Origin of the sequence: Streptomyces sp. NPDC094448 (genome assembly GCF_044763775.1) — a bacterium.
Taxonomy (GTDB): Bacteria; Actinomycetota; Actinomycetes; order Streptomycetales; family Streptomycetaceae; genus Streptomyces.
In genome coordinates this window covers 80,453-102,709 of record NZ_JBIWGU010000002.1, presented here as the reverse complement: position 1 = coordinate 102,709, position 22,257 = coordinate 80,453, and the positions used below count along the sequence as shown (strand labels likewise).

Annotated in this window: 20 protein-coding genes and 1 pseudogene; 12 read left to right on the top strand and 9 right to left on the bottom strand. The window is 71.0% G+C overall.

Annotation, left to right across the window (positions count from 1 at the left end; genetic code table 11):
• Positions 1–69 precede the first annotated feature (69 nt).
• From ACIQ9E_RS03975 to ACIQ9E_RS03965, 3 genes and pseudogenes are all read left to right on the top strand, one after another.
• A complete protein-coding gene (locus ACIQ9E_RS03975) occupies positions 70–873 on the top strand; it encodes a polysaccharide deacetylase family protein (protein ID WP_403701577.1) in 804 nt (267 codons plus the stop codon).
• Positions 873–2,093 (top strand): YncE family protein, encoded by a 1,221-nt coding sequence (locus ACIQ9E_RS03970; protein ID WP_403701574.1) that lies wholly within the window; start codon positions 873–875, stop codon positions 2,091–2,093. The genes ACIQ9E_RS03975 and ACIQ9E_RS03970 overlap by 1 nt, the downstream gene beginning before the upstream one ends.
• Before the next feature lie 222 nt (positions 2,094–2,315).
• Positions 2,316–2,939: pseudogene (locus tag ACIQ9E_RS03965) on the top strand (ADP-ribosyltransferase); the annotation flags it as partial.
• 229 nt (positions 2,940–3,168) lie between these two features.
• Here ACIQ9E_RS03965 and ACIQ9E_RS03960 read toward each other — a convergent pair.
• On the bottom strand, positions 3,169–3,816 hold the full coding sequence (locus tag ACIQ9E_RS03960; protein WP_403701570.1) for a GNAT family N-acetyltransferase: 648 nt from the start codon (positions 3,814–3,816) through the stop codon (positions 3,169–3,171).
• Between the two features lie 105 nt (positions 3,817–3,921).
• On the opposite strand from ACIQ9E_RS03960, the gene ACIQ9E_RS03955 reads away from it, so the two are divergent.
• The 4 genes from ACIQ9E_RS03955 to ACIQ9E_RS03940 all read left to right on the top strand — a co-directional run bounded on the left by ACIQ9E_RS03955 (position 3,922) and on the right by ACIQ9E_RS03940 (position 7,760).
• Positions 3,922–4,137, top strand: coding sequence for an EF-hand domain-containing protein (locus ACIQ9E_RS03955; protein WP_006346511.1), 216 nt, complete (start codon positions 3,922–3,924; stop codon positions 4,135–4,137).
• Between the two features lie 734 nt (positions 4,138–4,871).
• Complete coding sequence (locus tag ACIQ9E_RS03950) at positions 4,872–5,819, top strand: hypothetical protein (RefSeq protein WP_403701567.1); 948 nt, start codon at positions 4,872–4,874, stop codon at positions 5,817–5,819.
• A gap of 19 nt (positions 5,820–5,838) precedes the next feature.
• Complete coding sequence (locus ACIQ9E_RS03945; RefSeq protein ID WP_403701564.1) at positions 5,839–6,369, top strand: carboxymuconolactone decarboxylase family protein; 531 nt, start codon at positions 5,839–5,841, stop codon at positions 6,367–6,369.
• Positions 6,370–6,449: 80 nt separating this feature from the next.
• Entirely contained in the window at positions 6,450–7,760 is a 1,311-nt protein-coding gene (locus ACIQ9E_RS03940; RefSeq protein WP_403701562.1) for an MFS transporter, read from the top strand.
• Positions 7,761–7,878: 118 nt separating this feature from the next.
• Here the strand turns inward: ACIQ9E_RS03940 and ACIQ9E_RS03935 are convergent, their stop codons facing one another.
• Entirely contained in the window at positions 7,879–8,481 is a 603-nt protein-coding gene (locus tag ACIQ9E_RS03935) for a TetR/AcrR family transcriptional regulator (protein ID WP_403701560.1), read from the bottom strand.
• Between the two features lie 161 nt (positions 8,482–8,642).
• Here ACIQ9E_RS03935 and ACIQ9E_RS03930 point away from each other — a divergent pair, with 161 nt between their 5' ends.
• From ACIQ9E_RS03930 to ACIQ9E_RS03920, 3 genes are all read left to right on the top strand, one after another.
• A complete protein-coding gene (locus ACIQ9E_RS03930) occupies positions 8,643–9,407 on the top strand; it encodes a hypothetical protein (protein WP_403701558.1) in 765 nt (254 codons plus the stop codon).
• A gap of 135 nt (positions 9,408–9,542) precedes the next feature.
• Entirely contained in the window at positions 9,543–10,538 is a 996-nt protein-coding gene (locus tag ACIQ9E_RS03925) for an LLM class flavin-dependent oxidoreductase (protein WP_403701555.1), read from the top strand.
• A 56-nt stretch (positions 10,539–10,594) separates the two neighbouring features.
• Positions 10,595–11,692: an alkene reductase gene (locus tag ACIQ9E_RS03920; protein ID WP_403701552.1), complete on the top strand. Its 1,098-nt coding sequence runs from the start codon at positions 10,595–10,597 to the stop codon at positions 11,690–11,692.
• A 131-nt stretch (positions 11,693–11,823) separates the two neighbouring features.
• Here ACIQ9E_RS03920 and ACIQ9E_RS03915 read toward each other — a convergent pair whose 3' ends face one another.
• On the bottom strand, positions 11,824–14,340 hold the full coding sequence (locus tag ACIQ9E_RS03915; protein WP_403701549.1) for an SdrD B-like domain-containing protein: 2,517 nt from the start codon (positions 14,338–14,340) through the stop codon (positions 11,824–11,826).
• Between the two features lie 292 nt (positions 14,341–14,632).
• On the opposite strand from ACIQ9E_RS03915, the gene ACIQ9E_RS03910 reads away from it, so the two are divergent.
• Complete coding sequence (locus ACIQ9E_RS03910; protein ID WP_403702874.1) at positions 14,633–15,361, top strand: hypothetical protein; 729 nt, start codon at positions 14,633–14,635, stop codon at positions 15,359–15,361.
• Here the strand turns inward: ACIQ9E_RS03910 and ACIQ9E_RS03905 are convergent.
• Entirely contained in the window at positions 15,356–16,696 is a 1,341-nt protein-coding gene (locus tag ACIQ9E_RS03905) for a right-handed parallel beta-helix repeat-containing protein (protein WP_403701546.1), read from the bottom strand. The genes ACIQ9E_RS03910 and ACIQ9E_RS03905 overlap by 6 nt on opposite strands.
• A 107-nt stretch (positions 16,697–16,803) precedes the next feature.
• Between ACIQ9E_RS03905 and ACIQ9E_RS03900 the strand changes: the two genes are divergently transcribed.
• Positions 16,804–17,976 carry a Dyp-type peroxidase gene (locus tag ACIQ9E_RS03900; protein ID WP_403701543.1) on the top strand — a complete coding sequence of 391 codons (1,173 nt, stop codon included), beginning with the start codon at positions 16,804–16,806 and terminating at the stop codon, positions 17,974–17,976.
• An 86-nt stretch (positions 17,977–18,062) separates the two neighbouring features.
• Here the strand turns inward: ACIQ9E_RS03900 and ACIQ9E_RS03895 are convergent, their stop codons facing one another.
• The 5 genes from ACIQ9E_RS03895 to gcvH all read right to left on the bottom strand — a co-directional run bounded on the left by ACIQ9E_RS03895 (position 18,063) and on the right by gcvH (position 22,230).
• Positions 18,063–18,767: an HAD family hydrolase gene (locus ACIQ9E_RS03895; RefSeq protein ID WP_403701540.1), complete on the bottom strand. Its 705-nt coding sequence runs from the start codon at positions 18,765–18,767 to the stop codon at positions 18,063–18,065.
• Between the two features lie 16 nt (positions 18,768–18,783).
• Positions 18,784–18,999: a helix-turn-helix domain-containing protein gene (locus ACIQ9E_RS03890; protein ID WP_403701537.1), complete on the bottom strand. Its 216-nt coding sequence runs from the start codon at positions 18,997–18,999 to the stop codon at positions 18,784–18,786.
• A gap of 18 nt (positions 19,000–19,017) precedes the next feature.
• Positions 19,018–20,385 carry an L-serine ammonia-lyase gene (locus ACIQ9E_RS03885; RefSeq protein WP_403701534.1) on the bottom strand — a complete coding sequence of 456 codons (1,368 nt, stop codon included), beginning with the start codon at positions 20,383–20,385 and terminating at the stop codon, positions 19,018–19,020.
• Between the two features lie 184 nt (positions 20,386–20,569).
• Positions 20,570–21,832 (bottom strand): serine hydroxymethyltransferase, encoded by a 1,263-nt coding sequence (glyA, locus tag ACIQ9E_RS03880; RefSeq protein ID WP_403701531.1) that lies wholly within the window; start codon positions 21,830–21,832, stop codon positions 20,570–20,572.
• Positions 21,833–21,852: 20 nt separating this feature from the next.
• Complete coding sequence (gcvH, locus tag ACIQ9E_RS03875) at positions 21,853–22,230, bottom strand: glycine cleavage system protein GcvH (protein ID WP_403701528.1); 378 nt, start codon at positions 22,228–22,230, stop codon at positions 21,853–21,855.
• Positions 22,231–22,257: the final 27 nt, after the last annotated feature.

The following is a 22,257-nucleotide window of genomic DNA, read 5'->3' as shown; positions in this document are numbered from 1 at the left end:
CACTCGCGAAACTACCTAAGTCGGTCTAATCGGTACTTTCGTAGCATTCTCTGCCTAACGTCCTCTACTGTGACCCCGATCGACCGCCGTCGTGCCCTGCGGGCCGCCGCCGGGGCCGCTGCCGCCGGTGCCCTCGCCACAAGCTGCGCCGACGGCGGCCGGGCCCCTGCCGCGCCCCCGCCGGCCCGCCCCGCCGCCACCGCACCGGCCGACGCGGCGGCCCGCCCCGCGGGGCAGCGGCCCGCCGCGCCCGCACCCCGCCGCCACCCCGGGCAGCCCGCCCAGATCAGCCACGGCCCCACCGGCCGGGACCGGGTCGCCCTCACCTTCCACGGCGCGGGCGACCCGGCCACCGCCCGAGCCGTCCTGGCCGAGGCCGAACGCGCCGGAGCCCGGATCACCGTCCTCGCCGTCGGGAGCTGGCTCGACCAGTACCCCGGGATGGCCCGCCGGATCCTCGACGGCGGACACGACCTCGGCAACCACACGATGAACCATGTCTCGGTCAATGAACTGCCCGAGGCCGAGGCCTATGCGGAGATCACCGGCTGCGCCGACCGGCTGCGCAGGCTCACCGGCTCCATCGGCACCTGGTTCCGGCCCTCACGGACCCGGACCGCGACCCCGCTCGTCGTCCGGCTCGCCGGGCGCGCCGGATATCCGCACGTCCTCTCCTACGACCTCGACTCCCTCGACGCCACCTCGCCCGGCGCCGCGGCCGTCACCCGTACGGTCGCCGGGCAGATCCACCGCGGATCGGTGGTCAGCCTCCACTTCGGCTATGCGGACACGGTCGCCGCACTGCCCGCCCTCCTCGACGACCTCCACCGCCGCGGACTGCGCGCGGTGACCACCACGGAGCTGCTGAGCTGATGCACCCTCCCCACCCCACCACGCCCGTCCGGCGCCGCCCCCGGCGGCCCGCCCGCCGCCCCCGGGTGCTGCTCGCCGCCGCCGCGCTCGCCCTGATCGCGGGCTGCGGTACCGAAACCGGCGCCTCCACCACCGCGGAGAAGACCGGCGCCGCCGCCGCGCGCAAACCGGCGAAGCCCGCGGTCCCCGCCGGACTGCCCGGGATGCCGCCGGTCCTCGACCCCAAGGACCTCTACGCGGCCGACCGGCCCAACAAGCTCTCGCCCGTCGTGAAGAACTTCCCCACCAAGGTGTACGTCCCCAACACCAACTCCAACACCGTCTCCGTGATCGACCCCACCACCTACCGGGTCGTCGAGACGATCCCGGTCGGTGTCCAGCCCCAGCACGTCGTGCCGTCCTGGGATCTGAAGACCCTCTGGGTCAACAACAACCGGGGGCACACCCTCACCCCCATCGACCCCGCCACCGGGAAAGCGGGCAAGGAGGTCGAGGTCCACGACCCGTACAACCTCTACTTCACACCCGACGGCAAGTACGCCGTCGTGATGGCCTCCATGGACCGGGAACTCGTCTTCCGCGATCCCCACACCATGGAGCGGAAGAAGACCACCCCCGTCACCTGCTACGGCGTCAACCACGCCGACTTCTCCGCCGACGGGCGCTACTTCATCGTCTCCTGCGAGTTCTCCGGAGAGCTTCTGAAGGTCGACACGGCCCGGATGGAGGTCGTCGGCCAGCAGAAACTCCCCCTCGACGGGGCGATGCCGCAGGATGTGAAGATCTCCCCGGACGGCAAGACCTTCTATATCGCCGACATGATGGCCCACGGCATCTGGGTCCTGGACGGCGAGAAGTTCACCAAGCCCACCCTGCTCCCCACCGGCGAGGGCGCCCACGGCCTCTACATCAGCCGGGACTCCAAGGAGATGTACATCCCCAACCGCGGCGAGGGCTCCGTCTCCGTCTTCGACTTCCCCAGCAACAAGCTGACCAAGAAGTGGTGGCTCCCCGACGGCGGCAGCCCCGATATGGGCGGAGTCTCCGCCGACGGCAAGGTCCTCTGGCTCTCCGGACGGTACGACTCCGAGGTCTACGCCATCGACACCGCCACCGGAAAACAACTGGCCCGCATCCCGGTCGGTGACGGCCCCCACGGGCTGGCGTTCTATCCGCAGCCGGGACGCTACTCCCTGGGCCACACCGGCGTCTTCCGCTGACCCCCCGCCCCCCTCCCCCTCCCCGCCCCGCCGCCGGCCCTCTGCCCTGCTTCCCCACACCCCCCACACCCCCACCCCCCCACGGGGTCCGCTCGTCGATCCGGACGGCCCGGACGGGCGAGCGGCCCCGCCCGCGCCGGGTCAAGGCGCCGGGTCAACCCGCCTACGGGTGGGTGACCTTGCCCCCTGCCGTACCGCCGGACCGGGATGGTGATCATCATGATGATCCCGTCCCGTCCGCGGCGCCGCGCCGCCGTGGTCGCCCTCGCCCTCTCCGCCGCGCTGCTCCCGGCCGCCGGTGCGGCCACCGCCGGCCCCGTCGCCCCCGCCCGGCCCGCCGCGGCCCCCGTGTCGGCCGCCGCGCCCGCCAACTCCTGTCCCGCGGTCGACGACCGCCTCTACGCCGCCGCCGACCGGCGCGTCGACATCAACCGCATCACCCCCGCTCCCTCCTGGCGCACCAACTGCCTTCAGCTCTACCGCACCGACGGACGCGGCCCCGAGATCGTCTTCGAGGAGGGTTTCCACCCCAAGGCGCCGCTGGACGGCCAGTACGACATCGAGAAGTACGTCCTCGTCAACCAGCCGTCCCCCTATGTCTCCACCAGCTACAACCACGACCTGTACAAGTCCTGGAAGAACGGGTGGAACTACTACATCGACGCACCGGGCGGGGTCGATGTGAACAAGACCATCGGCGACACCCATAAGTACGCCGACCAGGTCGAGGTGGCCTTCCCCGGCGGGGTGGCCCGGCAGTTCATCGTCGGGGTCTGCCCCGTCGACAAGGAGAAGAAGATCGAGATCATGAACGAGTGCCGGGACAACCCGCACTACGAGCCCTGGCGGGCCGGTTATCCGGCGGCGACCGTGGAGAAGGCGCCCGGCGGGACCGCCCCCGCCACCACCCAGCCGGCCCTGGTGTCCGTCCCCCAGGCGGTCCCCGCCCAGCGCCCTGTGCTCGTCCCCGCGGCCTGAGAGCCGCCTGCCTCCTTTCCCTGCTGAGGCTTCCGCGGTGCTCTTGTCCGGTCCTGCGCCTGCCGACGGTCCGCCGGACGTCCTGCGGCGCGGCCGGTCAGCCGGAAGAGCCGGAGGAGAAGAGGGCCTCCGAGCCCACGGCGGAGAACCCGGCCGACTGGAACGCCCGCACACTGCGGGCGTTCCCCGGGGCTATCTGCGCCCAGACCGCACGTCCCGGCACCAGCTGCCGCGCGGCCAGGGCCAGAGCGGAGCCGAGCCCCTTGCCTCCGGCCTCTTCGTCCACCTCGACCGCGCACTCCCAGCGGCCCGCCAGGCCCCGCCCCAGCAGCACGGTGCCGCCGTCGGCCGCCCAGGCCCGCACCCCGTCCCGGAACGTCCCGGCCCGGACCACCCGGGGGTGCGAGGGGTCGCCGATCTCCCGCAGCGGCAGTTCCGGTCTCCCGGGGAGCGCCGGAGCCACCGACATCATGTCGATCGTGCCCATCCGGCGGCCCGTACGCTCCAGCATCGCGGCCAGGAAATGCGGGTTCATCGCAGCCGCGAACGGGTCGGCCGGGGCCGCCGCGAGCTGCTTCCGCACCCACTCCGGGTCCTCGTCCGTGAAGACGACCGAATGCGCGGTGAAGGCCAGCACGCCCTCGTCCCGGGCGCGGGGCCTGCCGATGACGGCGGTCCGGCCGTCGGGCACGGGGAACCTGCCGTGCGCCGCGGCGTCGAGGAGCTGCCACAGTTCGTCGCTCATGGCCCCATGCTGCCCGACCGGTCGGCCCGCCCCTTGGAGTTGTCCACAGGGCCGCCCCGATAATCTGATCTCCGTCAACAGAGCACCGAGAAGGGGCGGAACACAGTGGCGGACATCGACGAGGCCCGCAAAGCGTTCGACCGGTACGACCTCGACGGCGACGGTCTGATCACCGCGGCCGAGTACAAGAGCGTGATGGCGCAGTTGGGTGACTTCAACGTCACCGAGACGGTCGCCGAGGCGGTCATCAAGTCGAAGGACGGCAACGGCGACGGCATGCTGACCTTCGACGAGTTCTGGGACTCCTTCAAGAAGGCCTGACCCGCACGGGAACCGGCCGCCCGCCCGCCGGGCCCGCGAGCGCGGGACCTCCCGGGCGGCCGGTTCCCGAAGCCGTACCCCCCCCGGTACGTGGCCGGACACCCCCGCCGGCCGCCGACACACCACCGACCCGCCGTCAGCAGGCCCCGAACGACCGGAAGACGCCCTTGCAGGGTCCGGGCGTTCGCCGCGACGGCATCCCGGCCCGGCCGGAAGCGCACGGATACGGGCTCCGCCTGCCACTCCTCGTGCCGCCGGGGACCGGTCGCCGCGAAGGCGCGCATGCCGTCGGCCGGCCGCAGCGCCGCCGCGTTCCAGGGGCACCGGCGGGAGCGGAAATCCACCGGCAGACCACCGATCCGGAGGGTGAAAGCGTCCTTCGGCTCGCGAGGGACGCGCCCGAGCCGGTCGAGGCCCAGCGGGCCAGACCGCACCCTCCCTCCCCGGCCGTCCGGACCGGCTCCTCCGGAAGCGGGATGCCCGCTCCGTCCCCGAACGCCTCCGGATGGGCGTCGAGCAGGTCCAGCGCGATCCGGTCGACAGACGGTGACCTTCCCCTGCTCCAAACGGCCTCCGCATGGCCGCGCCCGGCCCACTTCGGCGCCTTTCCCGGGAATCCTCCATGGCCCTCTCCGGAAATACCCCCTGGACTAGATACCCCCGGGGGGTATACATTGAGATCGTTGTCCCGCCGGGGACACCGCCGGAAGGCGCAGCACACCCAGGGAGATGTCATGACGAACCACTCCGGCCACGGCCAGACCGGCCACAGCGCCCACACCGGTCACGGCGACCACGGCGCCCATGGCAGCCACGCCGGTCACGCCGGTCATGGCGGTCACAGCGCCCACGCCGGCCACGGTGCCCACGCCGCGCACGGCGGAGCCCGCCCCGGCGGCCTCGCGGTCTCCGAAAGCGGCTACACCCTGGAGCTGGACACCGCGATCTTCACGGCCGGCGCTCAACCGGTCCGCTTCCGGGTGATCGGCCCGGACGGGCGGCCCGTGACCGAGTACACGCCCGAACACGAGAAGGAGCTGCACTTCATAGCCGTCCGCCGCGACACCGCCCACTTCCAGCACGTCCACCCGGTACGGGACGAGCAGGGCACCTGGAGCGTCGAACTGGCCCTGGAGCCCGGGGACTGGCGGTTCTTCGCCGATGTCCACCCGGTCGGCCACAGCGGATCCATCACGCTGGGCATCGACGCCTCGGTCGCCGGACAGTACGACCCGCAGCCGCTTCCCGAGGCCACCGGTACCGCGCTGATCGGTGAGTACAGCGTCGCGCTCGACGGCGAGCTTCTCCCGGGCGAGGCGAGCGAGCTGACCCTCACCGTCAGCCGGAACGGCAGCCCCGTCACCGACCTCCAGCCCTATCTCGCCGCGTACGGGCATCTCGTGGCGCTGAGGGCCGGAGACCTCGGCTACCTCCATGTCCACCCGGAGGGCGAACCCGGCGACGGCACCACCGCACCGGGACCCGGGATCACCTTCATGGCGGTCGCCCCCTCGGCCGGCACCTACCGCCTCTACCTGGACTTCCAGCACGAAGGCACCGTCCGGACCGCCGAATTCACGGTCCGTACCCCCGCACTTCGCCCCCAGGCGGCACCCCGAGCGGAATCCCGGACCGCACCCGAGCACCAGGGCCACCGCCACGGCGCCCACGCGCACCACTGACCGCAGGAACAGGAGCGTCATGCCCCGCCTGACCCGACTCACGCCCGATACGGCGGTCGGAGCCTCGCGCGACCTCCTCGCCGATCTGGCCTCCCGCCACGGACACCTCGGCGACATGGTCTCCACGATGGCGCATTCACCGGCCGTACTGGGCGGATATCTCCAGCTCAGCCGGGCCATGGGACGAGCCGAACTCGACCGCAGGATCAGCGAACGGATCTCCATGGCCGTCCAGGTCCGGCAGGGATGCGGACTCTGTCTCGACGCGCACGTCGAGGCCGCCCGCGCCCTGGGAGTGAGCGAGGAGGAGATCGCGCGAGCCTGCGCGGGCACCTCGGCCGATCCCGCGATCGCGGCGATCGTCTCCCTCGCCCTCCAGGTCCACCGCGAGCCGGCGTCGATCACCGGCGAACAGATCACCGCACTGCGGGAGTACGGCTACAGCGACCGTGCGATCGCCGATGTCGTCGGCGTCGTCGCGCTCAACGTCCTCACCGGCTCCTTCAATCTGCTCGCCGGACTCACCCCGGGGAGCGACACCGATGAGTAGAGACACCCCCGCCTGTATCCGCGGGGCACGGCCCCCGCCCCGGGACCGTGCCCCGCCGCACGGAGACGGAAGGAACCGTCATGAGTCTGTTCGCCATCCGCGACTACCGGCGCCTGTTCGGCGCCCAGGTCATCGCCCTCTTCGGCACCGGGCTGACCACCGTGGCCCTCGGGCTCCTCGCGTACGACCTCGCCGGCCCGAGCGCCGGAATGGTGCTCGGCACCGCACTGACCGTCAAAATGGTGATGTACGTGGTCATAGCCCCGCTGGCCGCCGCGTACGCCGACCGGCTCCCCAGGAGGACGTTCCTGGTCGCCCTCGACGTGGTCCGCGGCGCCGTGGTCCTGGCCCTGCCGTTCGTCACCGAGGTCTGGCACATCTACGTGTTGATCGGACTGCTCCAGTCCGCCTCCGCGGCGTTCACCCCGACGTTCCAGGCCGTCATCCCCGACATCGTCACCGACGAGTCCGACTACACGCGGGCCCTGTCCGCCTCCCAGGTGGCCTACACCATGGAGAGCCTGCTCAGCCCCGTACTGGCGGCCGTCGCCCTGTCGTTCATGAGCTTCAACTGGCTGTTCCTGGGCACCTCCGCCGGATTCCTCGTCTCCGCCGTCCTCGTCCTGGCGACGCGCATCCCGAACGCCCGCCCCGGCACCCACACCAAGGCCTGGGACAAGGCGGCCGCCGGCATCAGGACCTTCCTCGGGACACCGCGGCTGCGCGGCGTCATGGCCCTCAACCTCGTGGTCGCGGCGGCCGGGTCGATCGTCGTCGTCAACACCGTCAACTACGTCCGTGACGAACTGGGCGGATCCCAGTCGGACGTCGCCCGGATGCTCGCCGCCTCCGGCGCCGGAACCCTCCTGGCCGCCCTCGTCCTGCCCCGTGTACTCGACCGGATCAGCGCCCGCACCACCATGATGACCGGCGCCGGAGTCCTCGTCGGCGGTACCGCCGCCGCGGTGACACTCGTCGCGGCCGGCCTCGCCACCGGCACCGGTACGGCGATCGTCTGGGCCGTGATCGGCATCGGTATGGCCCTGATCGTCACCCCGACCGGCAAGGTCATCCGCGACTCCGTCGAACGGGACGGGATCCCCGCGGCGTTCGCGGCCCAGTTCTCCCTGTCCCACCTGGCCTGGCTGATCACCTACCCCGTCGCAGGCCGGCTGGGCACGACCGGAGGCTTCACCCTCACCTGGTCCGTCCTCGCGGTCCTGGCCGCGACGGGCACCGCCGGAGCGTTCTTCCTGTGGCCGCGCGGCGACGGACGGGCAGCCACGACCGGCCCGGCGGCCGCCGTCCGCTATACGCCCCGTACCGAACGGACCGAGCGGACCGAGCGGACCGAACGCGGCGACCGGTCCACCCTGTCCAAGGCGGCGTGAGGCACCGCACCCTGCGACCCCGCACCCTGCGAACCGCACCATACGAACACAGAAGGCCCTGAACAGCGCCGCGGGAGGCGTCGTTCAGGGCCTTTCGGCTTCGGCTGTCCCGCGCCGGCTATCCGGTGAACTGGGCCCGGGTCGGCGCGGGCACCGGCAGCGGACCGGCGGCCCGGGGCCGGAGGCCGTCGAAGATCATCGACAGATACCGCTGCCAGAGGCCGGGAGCCTCCTCGCTGATACTGAGGACCGCCTGGGAAGCGGCGCTGAGCAGCAGCACGATATCGAGACCGGTGATGTCGTCACGGATCGCCCCGGCCTCCTGGGCGCGGGTGACGAGGGTCTGGGCGATATCGGCGAGGCGTTCGCGGGAGGTGCGGACGGTGGCCTCGGACCGGGAGAGCGCGGCAGCGGCCTGACAGAAGGACCGGTCCCGGGCCTGGATCTCGGTTCCGACGGTCATGAACTCGAACAGCGCGGCCCCGGGGTCGTCGGCCCCCGACAGCCGCTCCCCGGCGGCGACCAGCTCTTCGAGGCGGTCGCTGAAGATCTCCGCCAGGAGCTGTTCCTTGGTGTCGAAGTGGCGGAAGACGGTTCCCTTGCCCACTCCGGCGCGCGTGGCGATGCGGGTGATCGACACGTCCATGCCGTTCTCGGCGAACTCGGCGGTCGCGGCGTCCATCAGCAGGCGTCGATTGCGTACGGCGTCGGCTCTTTGCATGGGCCCATCGTACATAACCGGACCGATCGGTCACATTCTCCACGCTAACCGGACCGCGCGGTCATGTTCTGTGCTACGGTTCAGAACATGACCGAGCGGTCCGGTTGTGATTCCGGATCGTACGGGCACCCCTACGCACTGTCAGCAAGAGAGGAAAAGTCATGGACGTCCGCGGCTACGAGACCGGACCCGTCAAGGCGGAGGCCGCCTTCACCTCCGACTTCCCCCTGGATGACCGCTACTCGACGCAGGACCTCGTCGACATGCTGGAGCGCGAGCGCCCCAACATGGACATCCGCCCCGGAATGCGGCACAAGTACACCCCGCTGCGCTTCGACCCGGCCACCGGTGTGAAGTACATCGGCGGCCGCTACCTCTTCGACACCTGGGAGAACGTCCTCGACTACAACCACTTCACCAACGAGGAGCTGTACCCCGAGCCGGGAGTGAAGTTCTGGTCGCGCTTCCCGGGTGTGGACAAGCACTACTGGAAGGTCACCGGCGCCCACGACTTCAAGCCGATGGCCACCTCGCACCACATCAACCGGTTCGAGCGGTACTCCTACACGGACGAGAATGTCGCGGAACTGCTCGCCGAGGTGTGGCCCGCGATCCGCGACGAGGCCGAGAAGCAGGGTCTGTCCAGCGTCTGGCTGATGTTCCAGCCGGAGGAGAAGCAGATCGGCATCCTCACCGTCGCCGAGAAGTCCGGCGACGCCGACCCGGCCGTCGCCGTCTCCAAGGGCCTGGAGTACCTGGAGCGGCTGGACGCCTTCGGCCGCTTCCTGCCCGGGCAGCTCGGAGCCGAGCAGCTCATGGACCGGACCAGCCTGATCGTCTCGTCCTGGCTGCCCGAGTCCCGGGCGCTCGGCGGTGCGCACTCGTCCTTCGACGTATCGCCGCCGCACCCGAAGCCGCAGATCTGATCGCAGCTCCCGCGGCAAGGCGGTGCGGGCGCCCGCCCGGAGCCCCCTCACGGCTCCGGGCGGGCACCCCGCACCCCGGCGAGAACCAGTGAAGAAACCACCGAAAGAAATCAGAAGAAGCCGAAAGAAACGGAAATGAACAGCTCCACCGGAACCCCGCTCTCCGTCCTGGACCTCGCCCCGATCCGCAACGACGGGACGGCCGCCGAGGCCCTCGCGAACACCGTCGCGCTGGCCCGCGCCACCGAGGCGTACGGCTACCGCCGCTTCTGGATCTCCGAGCACCACAACACCCCGGCCATGGCCTCCTCCGCGACGTCGATCATCATCGGCCAGGTCGCCGCGGCCACCGAGCGGATCAGCGTCGGCGCGGGCGGCGTCATGCTGCCCAACCACGCCCCGTACATCGTCGCCGAGCAGTTCGGCACCCTCGCCGCCTACCACCCGGGCCGGATCGACCTCGGTCTCGGCCGTGCCCCCGGCACCGACCCCTGGACCACCCGTGCCCTGCGGCGCGAGCACCGGAGCGGCGCCGACTTCCCGGAGCTGACCGCCGAACTCCGCGGCTACCTCGCCCCCGGCAGCGCCGAACGCAAGGTCCGCGCCATCCCCGGCGAGGGCTCCGGCGTGCCCGTCTTCATCCTGGGCTCCAGCACCTTCGGCGCCGCCCTCGCCGCCCGTGAGGGACTGCCGTTCGTCTTCGCCTCCCACTTCTCGCCGGACCAGCTCCTGCCCGCGCTGGAGCAGTACCGGGCCGGATTCCGCCCCTCGGCGGCCCTGGCGAAGCCGTATGCGATCGTCGCCGCCAACGCCGTCGTCGCCGATACCGAGCGCGAAGCGGTACGGATCTTCAGCTCGCTCCAGCAGAAGTTCCTCACCCACTTCCGCGGCGGCATGGAGTTCCGCCCGCCGGTGGACGATATCGACGCCCTCTGGTCGCCCCAGGAGGCACAGACGGTGAACGCCATGCTCGCCGAGTCGTACGTCGGCACTCCCGACACCGTCCGCCGCGGCCTTGAGGCCCTGGCCGGCCGCACCGGCGCCGACGAGCTGATGATCCTCGGCGAGGCATGGGACTTCGACGCCCGGCTGCGCTCGTACGAACTGCTCGCCGAGGCCTGGACCCTCTGAACCCACCACCGCCGCACCGCCGCAGTCTTACCGCCGGCTCATGAAAGGACACTCCCGTGCACGCGCCCGCCGCCCTCTTCGAGCCCACCCGGCTCGGTGACCTCACCCTGCCCAACCGCATGGTCATGGCCCCGATGAGCCGGGCCCGCGCGGAGGCCGACGGGACGCCGAGCGCGCTGATGGCGCACTACTACGCCCAGCGCGCCACGGCCGGGCTGATCGTCGCCGAGGGCACCCACCCGGCCGCGGCCGGAGCCATCGGCCCCGAAGCGCCCGGTCTGTTCACCGACGCCCACCAGGACGGCTGGGCACGAGTCGCGGACGGGGTCCACGCGGCGGGCGGTCGCGTCTTCCTCCAGCTCATGCACGCGGGCCGGTTGGCGCACCCGGACTTCCTGCCCGAGGGCGTCCGGCCGGTCGCCCCCTCGGCCGTGGCCGCCGGCACCCTCGTCCACACCCCCGGCGGCCGGGTGCCCGCCGTCACCCCTGACACCCTCACCGAGGACGCCATCGGGGAGCTGATCGACGACTTCGTCCACTCCGCCTGCCGGGCGGTGGCCGCGGGGCTCGACGGAGTCGAGATCCACGCCGCCAACGGCTATCTGCTCCACCAGTTCCTCGCGGAGAACGCCAATCTCCGCACCGACCGCTGGGGCGGCGACACCGAGGGCCGTATCCGGCTCACCGTCGCGATCACCCGTGCCGTGGCCGGCACCGTCGGCCCGCACCGGGTCGGCGTACGGATCTCCCCGTCCCACCCCTTCGGCGGCCTCGACGAGAGCGACCCGTACGGCACCTACACGGCCCTCGTCCGCGCACTCGCACCGCTGGGGACCGCCTATCTCCACCACGGCGAGACCGGTACGGAACTCGACCCGGCGATCCGGGAGCTGTGGCCCACGGCGCTCATGGTCACGCCCCTCCCGGCGGACCGGGAGAAGCCGGAGGCCGCCGCGGACTCCCTCGCCCGGGGCGCGGACCTGGTCTCCTTCGGCCGGGACTTCCTCGCCAACCCGGACCTGGTCACCCGCTGCCGTATCGGCGCAGGCCTCAACGAGGCGCGGCCGAAGGGCTTCTACGGCGGCGGGGAGGCGGGCTACACCGACTACCCCTCCCTGGACCCGGTGCACCCGGATCCGGTCACCCGCCCCTGAAGCCGACCACCCCCGGCCCCCCGCCCGGCCCGCGGCAACGGCACCCGGGTACGCAGGCCGACGGGCCGGTGCGCCGCACCGGCCCGTCGGGTGTTCCCGGTCCTTCCCGGGTACTTCTCATGCCTCTCGTATCAGTGGCGCCTTGCGCGCCGCCGCCGGGTGACGACGACCGCTGCCGCACCCGCGCCGAGCAGTACGGCGGCGAGGGCGAGGATGCCTGCGACACCGGCCGTACCGGTCTGGCCGAGAGAACCCTTCGGCGGACGTCCGGACGGTGCCGGGGCGTTGGGTGCTGTCGGCTGCGACGTGGGTGGTGCCGTTGACGCGGTCGGTGTCGGGGACGGGGAAGACGTCGCTGTCGGTGTCGGGGACGGTGATACCGGCTCCGGAATGTACACACCGGCGTCGATCGTGTGATCGACCCCGCCGGGCGTGGCCGGCGCGGTGACCGGGGCGTACCCGTTGCACAGCCGTCCGGTGGTCGGCGGGGTCACATTGGAATCGTGCACCCGGTCACCGGCGGCGCGCGGCAGAGTGAACCGCAGGTCGGCGGCGTCCGGCCGGCCCGGCACCTTGCTGGTGTCCGCCGTGCACACGTCGAACTGCACGGTGTACTCGGCGCCCGGGGTCAGCGTGTAGTCCGCGCCGACCCCGCCGAAGTAGTACTCGCCCGCGGCATCGGTCGTGGTCGTGGCGACCTTCTCGCCCTCGGCGTCCAGGAGGTTGATCGTCGCGTCCGGCAGCAGCACGTGCCCCGGATCCTGGAGGCCGTTGCGGTCGCCGTCGTACCAGACCACGTTGCCGATCTGGATCGGTGCGTTCGCCGCGGCGTACGCGATGTCACCGAGGCCGCCCGCCTTGCCGAACCCGTTCTGGTTCGGCCCGACGAATTCGTACGCGTTGTTGACCGGGTCGTTGCCGGGGCCGAGGCCGGTGGCGACGTTGTAGTAGCCGGTTCCGTTGGTGATGACCCGGCCGGTCGGGTCCATCTGGGTGCTGACGATCCACTGCTGCTGCGGGATGTAGGCGACCGACCCCAGCGCGGACTCCTGGTGCGGCCCCGGCTGGGTCGCGGAGCCGTCGTTCGGGAAGTAGTCACCCGGGAAGTACTCGACGACGCTGCCGGGCTGCACCCCGTCGAGTCTCGGATCCGTCGCATGGTCGGGACAGATCCCGGTGCCTTCCCAGTCGTAGCCGCCGGTGGGCTTGGCGCAGGCCATGTTGATGTCACCGCCGGACATACCGTGCTGCGGTGTGTCCCGGCCCGGCCTCGGGTCCAGCCCACCCCAGCTCACGACATCCATGAACCGGTCACGGAAGCCGAGGATCAGCGAACCGTCGCGGGCGAAGGCCATACTCGCCAGTGCCGGCTGCGGATTGATCATCGGACCGCCGGCGCTGAAGCTGTCCCAGTCCTCCAGATCGGTGTTCCACGGGTTCCAGTACCTGCCCTGTTCCTCGGGACGGCCGGTGAGCACACTCCCGCGCTCGAAGTCCAGCCGCTGGGACAGCACGGTGGTGAAGTCCTCGCCGTCGTACGCGGCGACGACGGCCTTCAGGTCCGCACGCTTCCCCGTGCTCTCCGCGCTGCACACACCCCCGACGTACAGCTTGCCGTCATGGGCGGCCACGCTGAACGGACGCCAGTCCCCGTCCGCGGCACAGCCGGGATCCGGGATCCGCACGGTCTTCTCGGGCGCCGAGGCGGTGGCCCCGGTCGCGTCGAAACCGACCAGGCTGCGGGTGAGCAGATTCACCGCCCACAGGGTCGAGCCGTCCTCCAACAGGGCCAGCCCGCCGATGCTCTCCTTGCCCGGCGCGTCGGTGAACCCGGCGTCCTTGATCAGATTGTTCGTGTCGTGCGGTGTCTCCGTGGCGCCCGGGACCGTCGCGAACAGCGTCGGGGCACGCCCGCCGTCGGCCGGCGTGATGTAGATCGCGTTACCGCCCTTGGGCCCGTACTCGGTGAACCGCCGGGCGAACGCCGACTGGAACAGCTGCTTGCGGTACCGGTCGTAGGCCAGTCCGTAGGTCGTACCCACCTGGTCCTGGGTATTGAGGACCTCCGGGCACGCCTCCTGCGCGGGACAGGTGCCCCGGGCGTCCGTCCCGAAGGCCACCAGTGCCCTGGTGTCCGTCCCGCCCGCACCACTCTGGATCGGTACGAAGTAGCGGGATTCGGGCAGTGTGTAGTCGGCCGGGTTCCAGACCCCGGTGGTCACCGAATCGTCCTTGCCGTCCGAGACGTCCACGAACGAGGTGAAGCTGTCGAAATGGTTCGGCGCGGTCGAAGCGGGCGCCGCCCGCAGATGGTCTCGGTAGGTCTCCGGGATGGTGACGTCGACCCGGTACCGGCCGCCGGTCAGTTCGCTCGACGGCGGTACGACGACTCTTCCGGTGACGTCCGTGACACCGGTGACCCGGTTGCCCGCGGGGTCGCTGACGACGACGACCATTCCCCGCTGAGGCACATCCATGGTCGCGTTGATCACGCCGGTGCCGAAGAAGTCCCGCAGTACCTCGACGGTCAGGGTGCCGTCAGGGGCCGCCGCTCCGGCCGGTCCGGCGCCGGTCAGGACCAGACCCGTGCCGCCCCCGGTCAGGAGCAGGCCGGACAGCCCCAGCCGCAGTAGTACACCTAATCGCATAGCGCTCCTTTACCTCGCCACAAGCACACGCAAATCCAACAACTCTCCCGTGCAGAGCCTACAGTTGACGCGACGTCATGTCCGGCGGCTGCGCAGTTTGACGGCGCCTCGGCGAGAGCTGTTACCATCGCGCCGCGTGCGGAGCCTATGGAGCAGCAGAGCGCGGGACGCCGAACCGCGGAGCGCCGGTGCGCGGAGCACCGGCACCAGGCGGCGTCTCCCGGGGCCCGAGGCGACGGCCCGGCCCCGCCGATGGTCACGATCGGCCCTGGCAGCGGCCGTCGCCGGCGGTATCGCGGCTGCCGCGACCGGAGCCTTCGTCCTCCTCGGTGACGACGGTGAACCCGCCACCCAGCGGGCGTTGACCACGGACGAGGTGGACCGGCTCGCGGTCACCCGGTTTCTCAACTACCGGGCGGGCGGCCGGGCGGTGACGATCACCGTGCCGAACGTCGCCGGCGGGCTGGTGATCACCGGATCCGTGGACTACCGCACCCACACGGGTTACGGAGTGGTGCGCGGGACCGGGCGGGACGCGTCCAGCGACGGGCTGATCCGCTGGACGGCCACCACCGTTCTCGTACGCCCCATGGCGAAACCCCCGGCAGCCGCACCGGCGTCGCCGCCCGCGTCCGGCTGGCACACCCGGCCGCTGCGGACGGCCGGTATGACCCTGGACAGCGCGCTGGCCATCGCGCTCGACCTCGGCAGCAACCGGCCGGACAACGCCGCGCTGCTGCCGCAGAACGGGGCCGCGTGGATCGGGCGGGAGCAGGTGCGCGGCCACCGTACGGACATCATGAAAGGGCCGCGCGTCGGCACCGGTACCCGCGGCGGCACCGGCACGGTTACGTCACCGGCCGTGCGCTACTGGATCGGATCGGACGGCACCATGCACCGGGTCGAGATCGGTATCGCCTCCGCGCCGCGGCCGGTGGTCCTCGATTTCGACGCCCGGAAGTACGTCCCCGTCAAGCCGCTGCCCGGAGCCGCCCCGACTCCGGAGCCGCCGCGCTCATGAGGTCCGCACCCGTGCGCCGTCGGCGAGCAGCGACGGCGACGGCAGTGCGATGCCCGCGACGGGCGGCAGCGCCGGAACGTCCGGTACGACGGTGGCGCGGGCCGTGCCGGCCCCCGGGAACTCCGGCTGGCGGCCGGGTTCGGCCACATCGGTGAAGGGGATCCCCGCGGGCGCCGCCGGACTCCGCCAACTGCCGGAGGGCGTGGGTGACGTGGCGGGAACCCGGCAGGACGCGATGGACGCGAGCCCCGCGGGTACCGTCGTACGAAGTCGGTTCCCCTCCAGGCAGTTGCCCTGTCCCCGGGTGGCGGTGGGGAAGGTCCAGCCGATGTCGATGCCGTTGGCGGTGAAGGTGTTGTCCGTGATCCGGTTGCGGTCCGCCGTCAGATCGGCGGTCGCGGTGATCACGAGTCCGGCGCTGGTGTTGCCGGTGACCCGGTTGCGGATGAACCGGTTGTCGCTGCCGCCGTCGACGCCGATGCCGATACCCCAGCCGCCGTCGGCCTGTTCGGGGGTCTGCCGCTGCTGGTTGTCCGCGATCAGATTGCCCGCGATGACGGCATCGCGCTGCGGGAGCAGCTTCTCCTGGTGGTCGGAGCTGGTGGTCAGTCCGACGCGGTTGCCGACCAGCCGGTTGCCGACCACGTACAGGTCGCCGCCGGCGTTGGTGTTCTCGTAGCCGACCGCGTTGAGTTCGGAGATATTGTCCCGCACCACGATCCGGCACGGCTTGCACTGGCCGACGTAGATCCCCGAGTCGGCCCCGCCCGAGGTGTAGGAGCGTTCGATGACACCGTTCTGCGCGGAGAACGCGTAGATGCCGTAGAGGCCGTTGCGGACCGCCGTCACATGGGACACCAGGAACGACTTCAGCAGGTTGACGGGTTCGTCGCCGGTGTCGTAGCCGCCGCTGCCCGGCAGCCCGGTGACCGCCGCCGCCGAACCGGTGACCAGCACCCCGTTGTGCGTGTTGTTCCGTACGGTCAGGTTCTCCACGGCCACCCCGGGCGCCGTGACGACCACACCGTTCGGCCGTCGCACCTGCCCGTCGATGACCACCCCGGCCCGGGATTCGCCCCGCAGCGTGATGCGCTCCGTGTTGATCCTTACCGACTCGCGATACACCCCCGGAGCCACCAGCACCAGATCACCGGGGCGGGCCAGGGACACCGCAGCCGAGATCGTCGGGGCATCGCCGGGCACCCGGATCGTCACCCGCGAACCGTCCGGCCGTTTGCCCTCGCCCGATGCGTCGTCGCCGCCGTTGCCGCAGCCGGTCACCAGCGCCAGGACGCCCAAGGCGGCCGCCGTCATGCGAAGAGCCAATCGAGACATGATCCCAGTCTGACACGGCGTCAACGCCGCCGCCGATGGATCGAACTCCCGGCCACCGCAGGGGGGTTGAGCGGCAGAAACGGACCGGTTGTGGCACTGTACCCCTCATGAATCGCGCCGATCAGCCCCCGTCGCGCCGCGCGTTCCTCGATATCACCGGCGCCACGGTGGCCACCGGTCTCCTCGCCGGGTGCTCGGGGGACTCCGCCCGGCCGGCCCCTTCTGCCTCGCCCGCGCCCACGCCCGCGCCCGCGCCCACGCCGGCGCCGGTCCCGGTGACGGGCCGGCACCAGGCGGGTGTGATCCATCCCGGCACGGCCCAGCCCCATCTGCTGGCCGTGGTCGCGGACCTCGGCGCCACGGTGGCGCCCGGCCCGCTGCTGGCCGAGATCGGCGAGGCGATCCGTACCCTCACCGCCGGATCCGACCCGCGGCTGCTGGGCCTGCCCCCGGGCGATCTGACCGTGACCATCGGCGTGGGTCCACGGCTGGTACGGACCGCCGGTACCGCACTGCCCGGGGCGGTCGAACTCCCGCGGTTCTCCCGCGAGCGCATCGCCCCGCCGGCGCGCGGCGGCGATCTGCTGATACAGATCTGCGCCGGCGACGCCCTGCTCCTCCCGGTTGCCGCCGCCGCACTCCTGGAGCAGGCAGGCGACCGCGTCCGGGAGCGGTGGCGGCAGTTCGGCCGCCGCGGATCGGAGGTGCCGGTGGCCGAGGGCCGCTCCGCGCCGCGCAATCTGCTCGGTTTCATCGACGGCATCGTGGGCCCGCACACCACCGCCGAGCAGGAACGCGACCTATGGCTGGCCGGACCCCCCGCGGTCGCCGGCGGCACCCTGGCCGTACTGCGGCGCATGGAACTCGACCTGACGCGGTTCGCCGCCCTGCCGGTCGCCGAACAGGAGGCGGTCTTCGGGCGGCGCCGGGCCAGTGGCGTACCCCTCTCCGGCGGCAGCCCCGCCTCCGCACCCGGACTCGGGGCCAAGACGCCCGACGGGCGCTACCTCGTCCCCGTGGACGCCCATGTACGCAGGGCGAATCCCACCGTGGTGGGCGTCGGCCATATGCTCCGCCGCTCGTACAGCATCGACCATCCCGCCCCCGGGCTGCTCTTCATCAGCTTCCAGAACGACCTGCGGACCTTCACGGCCACGCTCAGCCGCATGGACTCGTCCGACGCGCTGCTGGCCTTCACCACCACGACCGCGGGCGCGACCTTCCTGATCCTCCCCGGCTACGGCCCACGCCGCCCACTCGGTTCCTCGCTGTTCGGCTGACCCGGGCACCCTTCACCAGGCCCTGATGGGTGAGCCGGGCCGCCGATGGCAGAGGTGCTTCGGCAGCTTCTCGGTTTGCACCTCTGCTACGCGGCCTCAGTTCCGATGAGTCGCAGAAGCTGCGAAGGGTCGGTCAGGTCCCGGATCACATGATCCGCGCCCGCCTCGGCCAGATCCGCTGCCGAGGTGGTCCCGGAGGCGACGCCGATCACCCGGGCTCCGCCTTCACGTCCCGTACGGACGTCCTCCAGCGAGTCCCCGACGATGACGGTGCTGCTCCGGTCGAAGCTGTGCCCGTACACGGCCCCGGCCCGCTGCTGCGCAACACTCACCAGGGCCGGCCGATGCGGATCGTCCGACGCGTACCCGCCGACCGCCGGATCGACAAGGCCGATCAGTCCGAATGCCGAGAGCTTGATTTCCGCACTGGCCTGAAGGTTCCCGGTAACGACGGTCGGCAGAAGGCGGGGAGACTTCCGTACCGCGGTGAGCGAATCGACCGCACCGGGGAGCAGCAGCCCATCCTTGAGCATTCTTTCCCGGTGCCGCTCCAACTCCCCGGGCATGAGCCCGGTGATCCGCCGGGCGAATGAGTCCACCTGCTCTGCGGGGACACCGTTCACGGTGAGGAGTTCCTTCACCGCGACCGGCATGGTGACGCCCGTACCCTTTGCCGGAAGCCGCTCCGGGGCGCGTCCGACTACCTTCTCGAAGACGGTGCGGTAGACGAGCCGGTCGATATCGCCGACGTAGAGAAGAGTCCGGTCGATGTCCCACAGGACAAGAATCATGCCGCCGCACGTCCCTTCATGACGGATTCGCCGCGCTCCAGGAGGTCGCGTGCGGCAGGGCCAGGTGCTTCCGGCCGCGCTCCAGGTCGGAGATGAACGACTGGGTGAGGCCTGTCAGAGAGCGGACTGCCGTCTGAGAGAGTCCGGACCGCCTGCGCAGCAGCCCCAGTAACTCGCCGAAATCCCAGGCGGACAGGGCTCTGTGGACCTGTTCGCCACGCTCGCATACCACCGAACCCTGCCTACGGGATCAGCACTCGATGATGTTCACCGCGAGCCCGCCCCGGGCGGTCTCCTTGTACTTCACCGACATATCCGCACCCGTCTCCTTCATGGTCTTGATGACCTTGTCGAGGGAGACCAGATGGCTGCCGTCGCCGCGCATCGCCATCTTGGCCGCCGTGACCGCCTTCACCGCCGCCATGCCGTTCCGCTCGATGCACGGGATCTGCACCAGACCGCCCACCGGGTCGCAGGTCAGGCCCAGATTGTGCTCCATGCCGATCTCGGCCGCGTTCTCCACCTGGGCGGCGGTGCCGCCGAGGACCTCGGCGAGGGCGCCCGCGGCCATCGAGCAGGCCGAGCCGACCTCGCCCTGGCAGCCGACCTCGGCGCCGGAGATGGAGGCGTTCTCCTTGAAGAGCATGCCGATCGCGCCCGCCGCGAGCAGGAACCGTACGATGCCGTCCTCGTCGGCGCCGGGCACGAAGTTCATATAGTGGTGGAGGACCGCCGGGATGATGCCCGCCGCGCCGTTGGTGGGGGCCGTGACGACCCGGCCGCCTGCCGCGTTCTCCTCGTTGACGGCCATCGCGTAGAGGGTGATCCACTCCATGGCACGCGCCGCCGGATCGCCTTCGGCCCGGAGCTGGCGGGCCGTGTTCGCGGCCCGGCGGCGGACCTTCAGCCCGCCCGGCAGGATGCCCTCGCGGGACAGCCCGCGCGCCACACATGCCTGCATGACCTGCCAGATCTCCAGCAGCCCGGTACGGATCTCCTCCTCCGTACGCCATGCCTTCTCGTTCTCCAGCATCAGGGACGAGATGGACAGACCCGTCTCCCGGGCGAGCCGGAGCAGCTCGTCGCCGGTGCGGAAGGGGTACTTCAGCACGGTGTCGTCGAGCTTGATGCGGTCCTCGCCGACCGCGTCGTCGTCGACGACGAACCCGCCGCCGACCGAGTAGTACGTCTTCTCCAGAACCGTGCCGCCGTCGGCGTCGTACGCCCGGATCGTCATCCCGTTGGCGTGGTACGGCAGCGCCTTGCGCCGGTGCAGCACCAGATCCTCGTCGAAGTCGAAGGCGATCTCGTGGGCACCGAGCAGGGAGATCCGGCCGGACTCCCTGATGTGCGACACCTGCTCGTCGGCGGTCTCCACATCGACCGTGCGCGGGGAGTTCCCCTCCAGACCGAGCAGTACGGCCTTCGGGGTGCCGTGGCCGTGGCCGGTCGCGCCGAGGGAGCCGTACAGCTCCGCCCGTACCGCGGCGGTGTGGGCGAGCAGCCCCTCGTTCTTCAGCCGGCGGGCGAACATCCGCGCCGCCCGCATCGGGCCGACCGTGTGCGAGCTGGACGGGCCGATGCCTATCGAGAACAGATCGAAGACCGAGATGGCCACGTGAAACTCCTGAGGGTGGGGAGACGCCGTTGTCTGCCACGGTGCGGTGGTGCGGGTGGGGCAGGGGTGAGGCTCTGGGGAAGGGCGGTCGGAGGGTCCGGAGTGCGGCGGGGGCACCGGCTCACCTTTCAGTGTGCGCGATGCCCCCGATGTCCGTACGATCGTACAAAAGTACGAATACGGACTACTGCAGGCCGGGGTAGAGCGGGTGCTTGTCCGCCAGCGCCGTGACCCGGCCGCGCAGGGCCTCGGCGTCGTATCCGGGCTTCAGCGTCTCCGCGATGATGTCGGCGACCTCGCGGAAGTCGTCCGCCCCGAAACCGCGGGTGGCCAGGGCGGGCGTGCCGATCCGCAGACCCGAGGTGACCATCGGCGGCCGCGGGTCGTTCGGGATGGCGTTCCGGTTGACCGTGATGCCGACCTCGTGGAGCCGGTCCTCGGCCTGCTGTCCGTCCAGCTCCGAGTGGCGCAGGTCGACCAGGACCAGATGGACGTCGGTGCCGCCCGACAGCACGGAGACACCGTGCTCGGTGACATCCGCCTTCACCAGGCGCTCGGCCAGGATCTTGGCGCCCTCCAGGGTGCGCTGCTGGCGCTCCTTGAACTCCTCGGAGGCCGCGACCTTGAAGGAGACCGCCTTCGCGGCGACGACATGCTCCAGCGGGCCGCCCTGCTGACCGGGGAAGACCGCGGAGTTGATCTTCTTGGCCAGTTCGGCCGTGGAGAGGATCACGCCGCCGCGGGGGCCGCCCAGCGTCTTGTGCGTGGTCGTGGTCACGACATGGGCGTGCGGCACCGGGTTCGGGTGCAGCCCGGCCGCGACCAGACCCGCGAAGTGGGCCATGTCGACCATCAGATAGGCGCCGACCTCGTCCGCGATCCGGCGGAAGGCGGCGAAGTCGAGCTGCCGCGGATAGGCGGACCAGCCCGCGACGATCAGCTTGGGCCGGGATTCCTTGGCCAGCTTCTCGACCTCGGTCATATCCACCTGACCGGTGGCGTCGTCCACGTGGTACGCGACCACGTTGTAGAGCTTGCCCGAGAAGTTGATCTTCATGCCATGGGTGAGGTGCCCGCCGTGCGCGAGATTCAGACCCATGATCGTGTCACCGGGCTTCAGCAGGGCGAACATCGCCGCCGCGTTGGCCTGGGCGCCCGAGTGGGGCTGGACATTGGCATGCTCGGCGCCGAACAGCGCCTTGACCCGGTCGATGGCGATCTGCTCGACCACGTCGACGTGCTCGCAGCCGCCGTAGTAGCGGCGGCCGGGGTAGCCCTCGGCGTACTTGTTGGTGAGGACCGAACCCTGGGCCTCCATCACCGCGACCGGCGCGAAGTTCTCGGAGGCGATCATCTCCAGCGTGGACTGCTGGCGGTGGAGCTCGGCGTCGACGGCGGCGGCGACATCCGGGTCCAGCTCGTGGAGGGGGGTATTGAGAAGCGACATATCGGTAGGTATCCCTGTCGTCAGCTCTTGGTGAACTCGGCGTACTCGTCGGCGGAGAGCAGATCGTCCGGCTCTGCCGCCACGCGCACCTTGAACAGCCAGCCGCCCTCGAAGGGCGCGCTGTTCACCAGCGAGGGGTCGTCCACGACGTCCTGGTTGATCTCCGTGACCTCGCCCGTCACCGGGGAGTACAGGTCACTGACGGACTTCGTGGACTCCAGCTCGCCGCAGGACTCGCCCGCGGAGACCTGCGCGCCCACTTCGGGAAGCTGCGCGAACACGACGTCACCCAGTGCGTTGGCGGCGAACTCGGTGATCCCGACCGTCGACACGCCGTCCTCGGCGGCCGTCAGCCACTCGTGCTCCTTGCTGTAGCGAAGCTGCTGGGGGTTGCTCATGGGGTGAATTCTCCTGTACGCGGACGG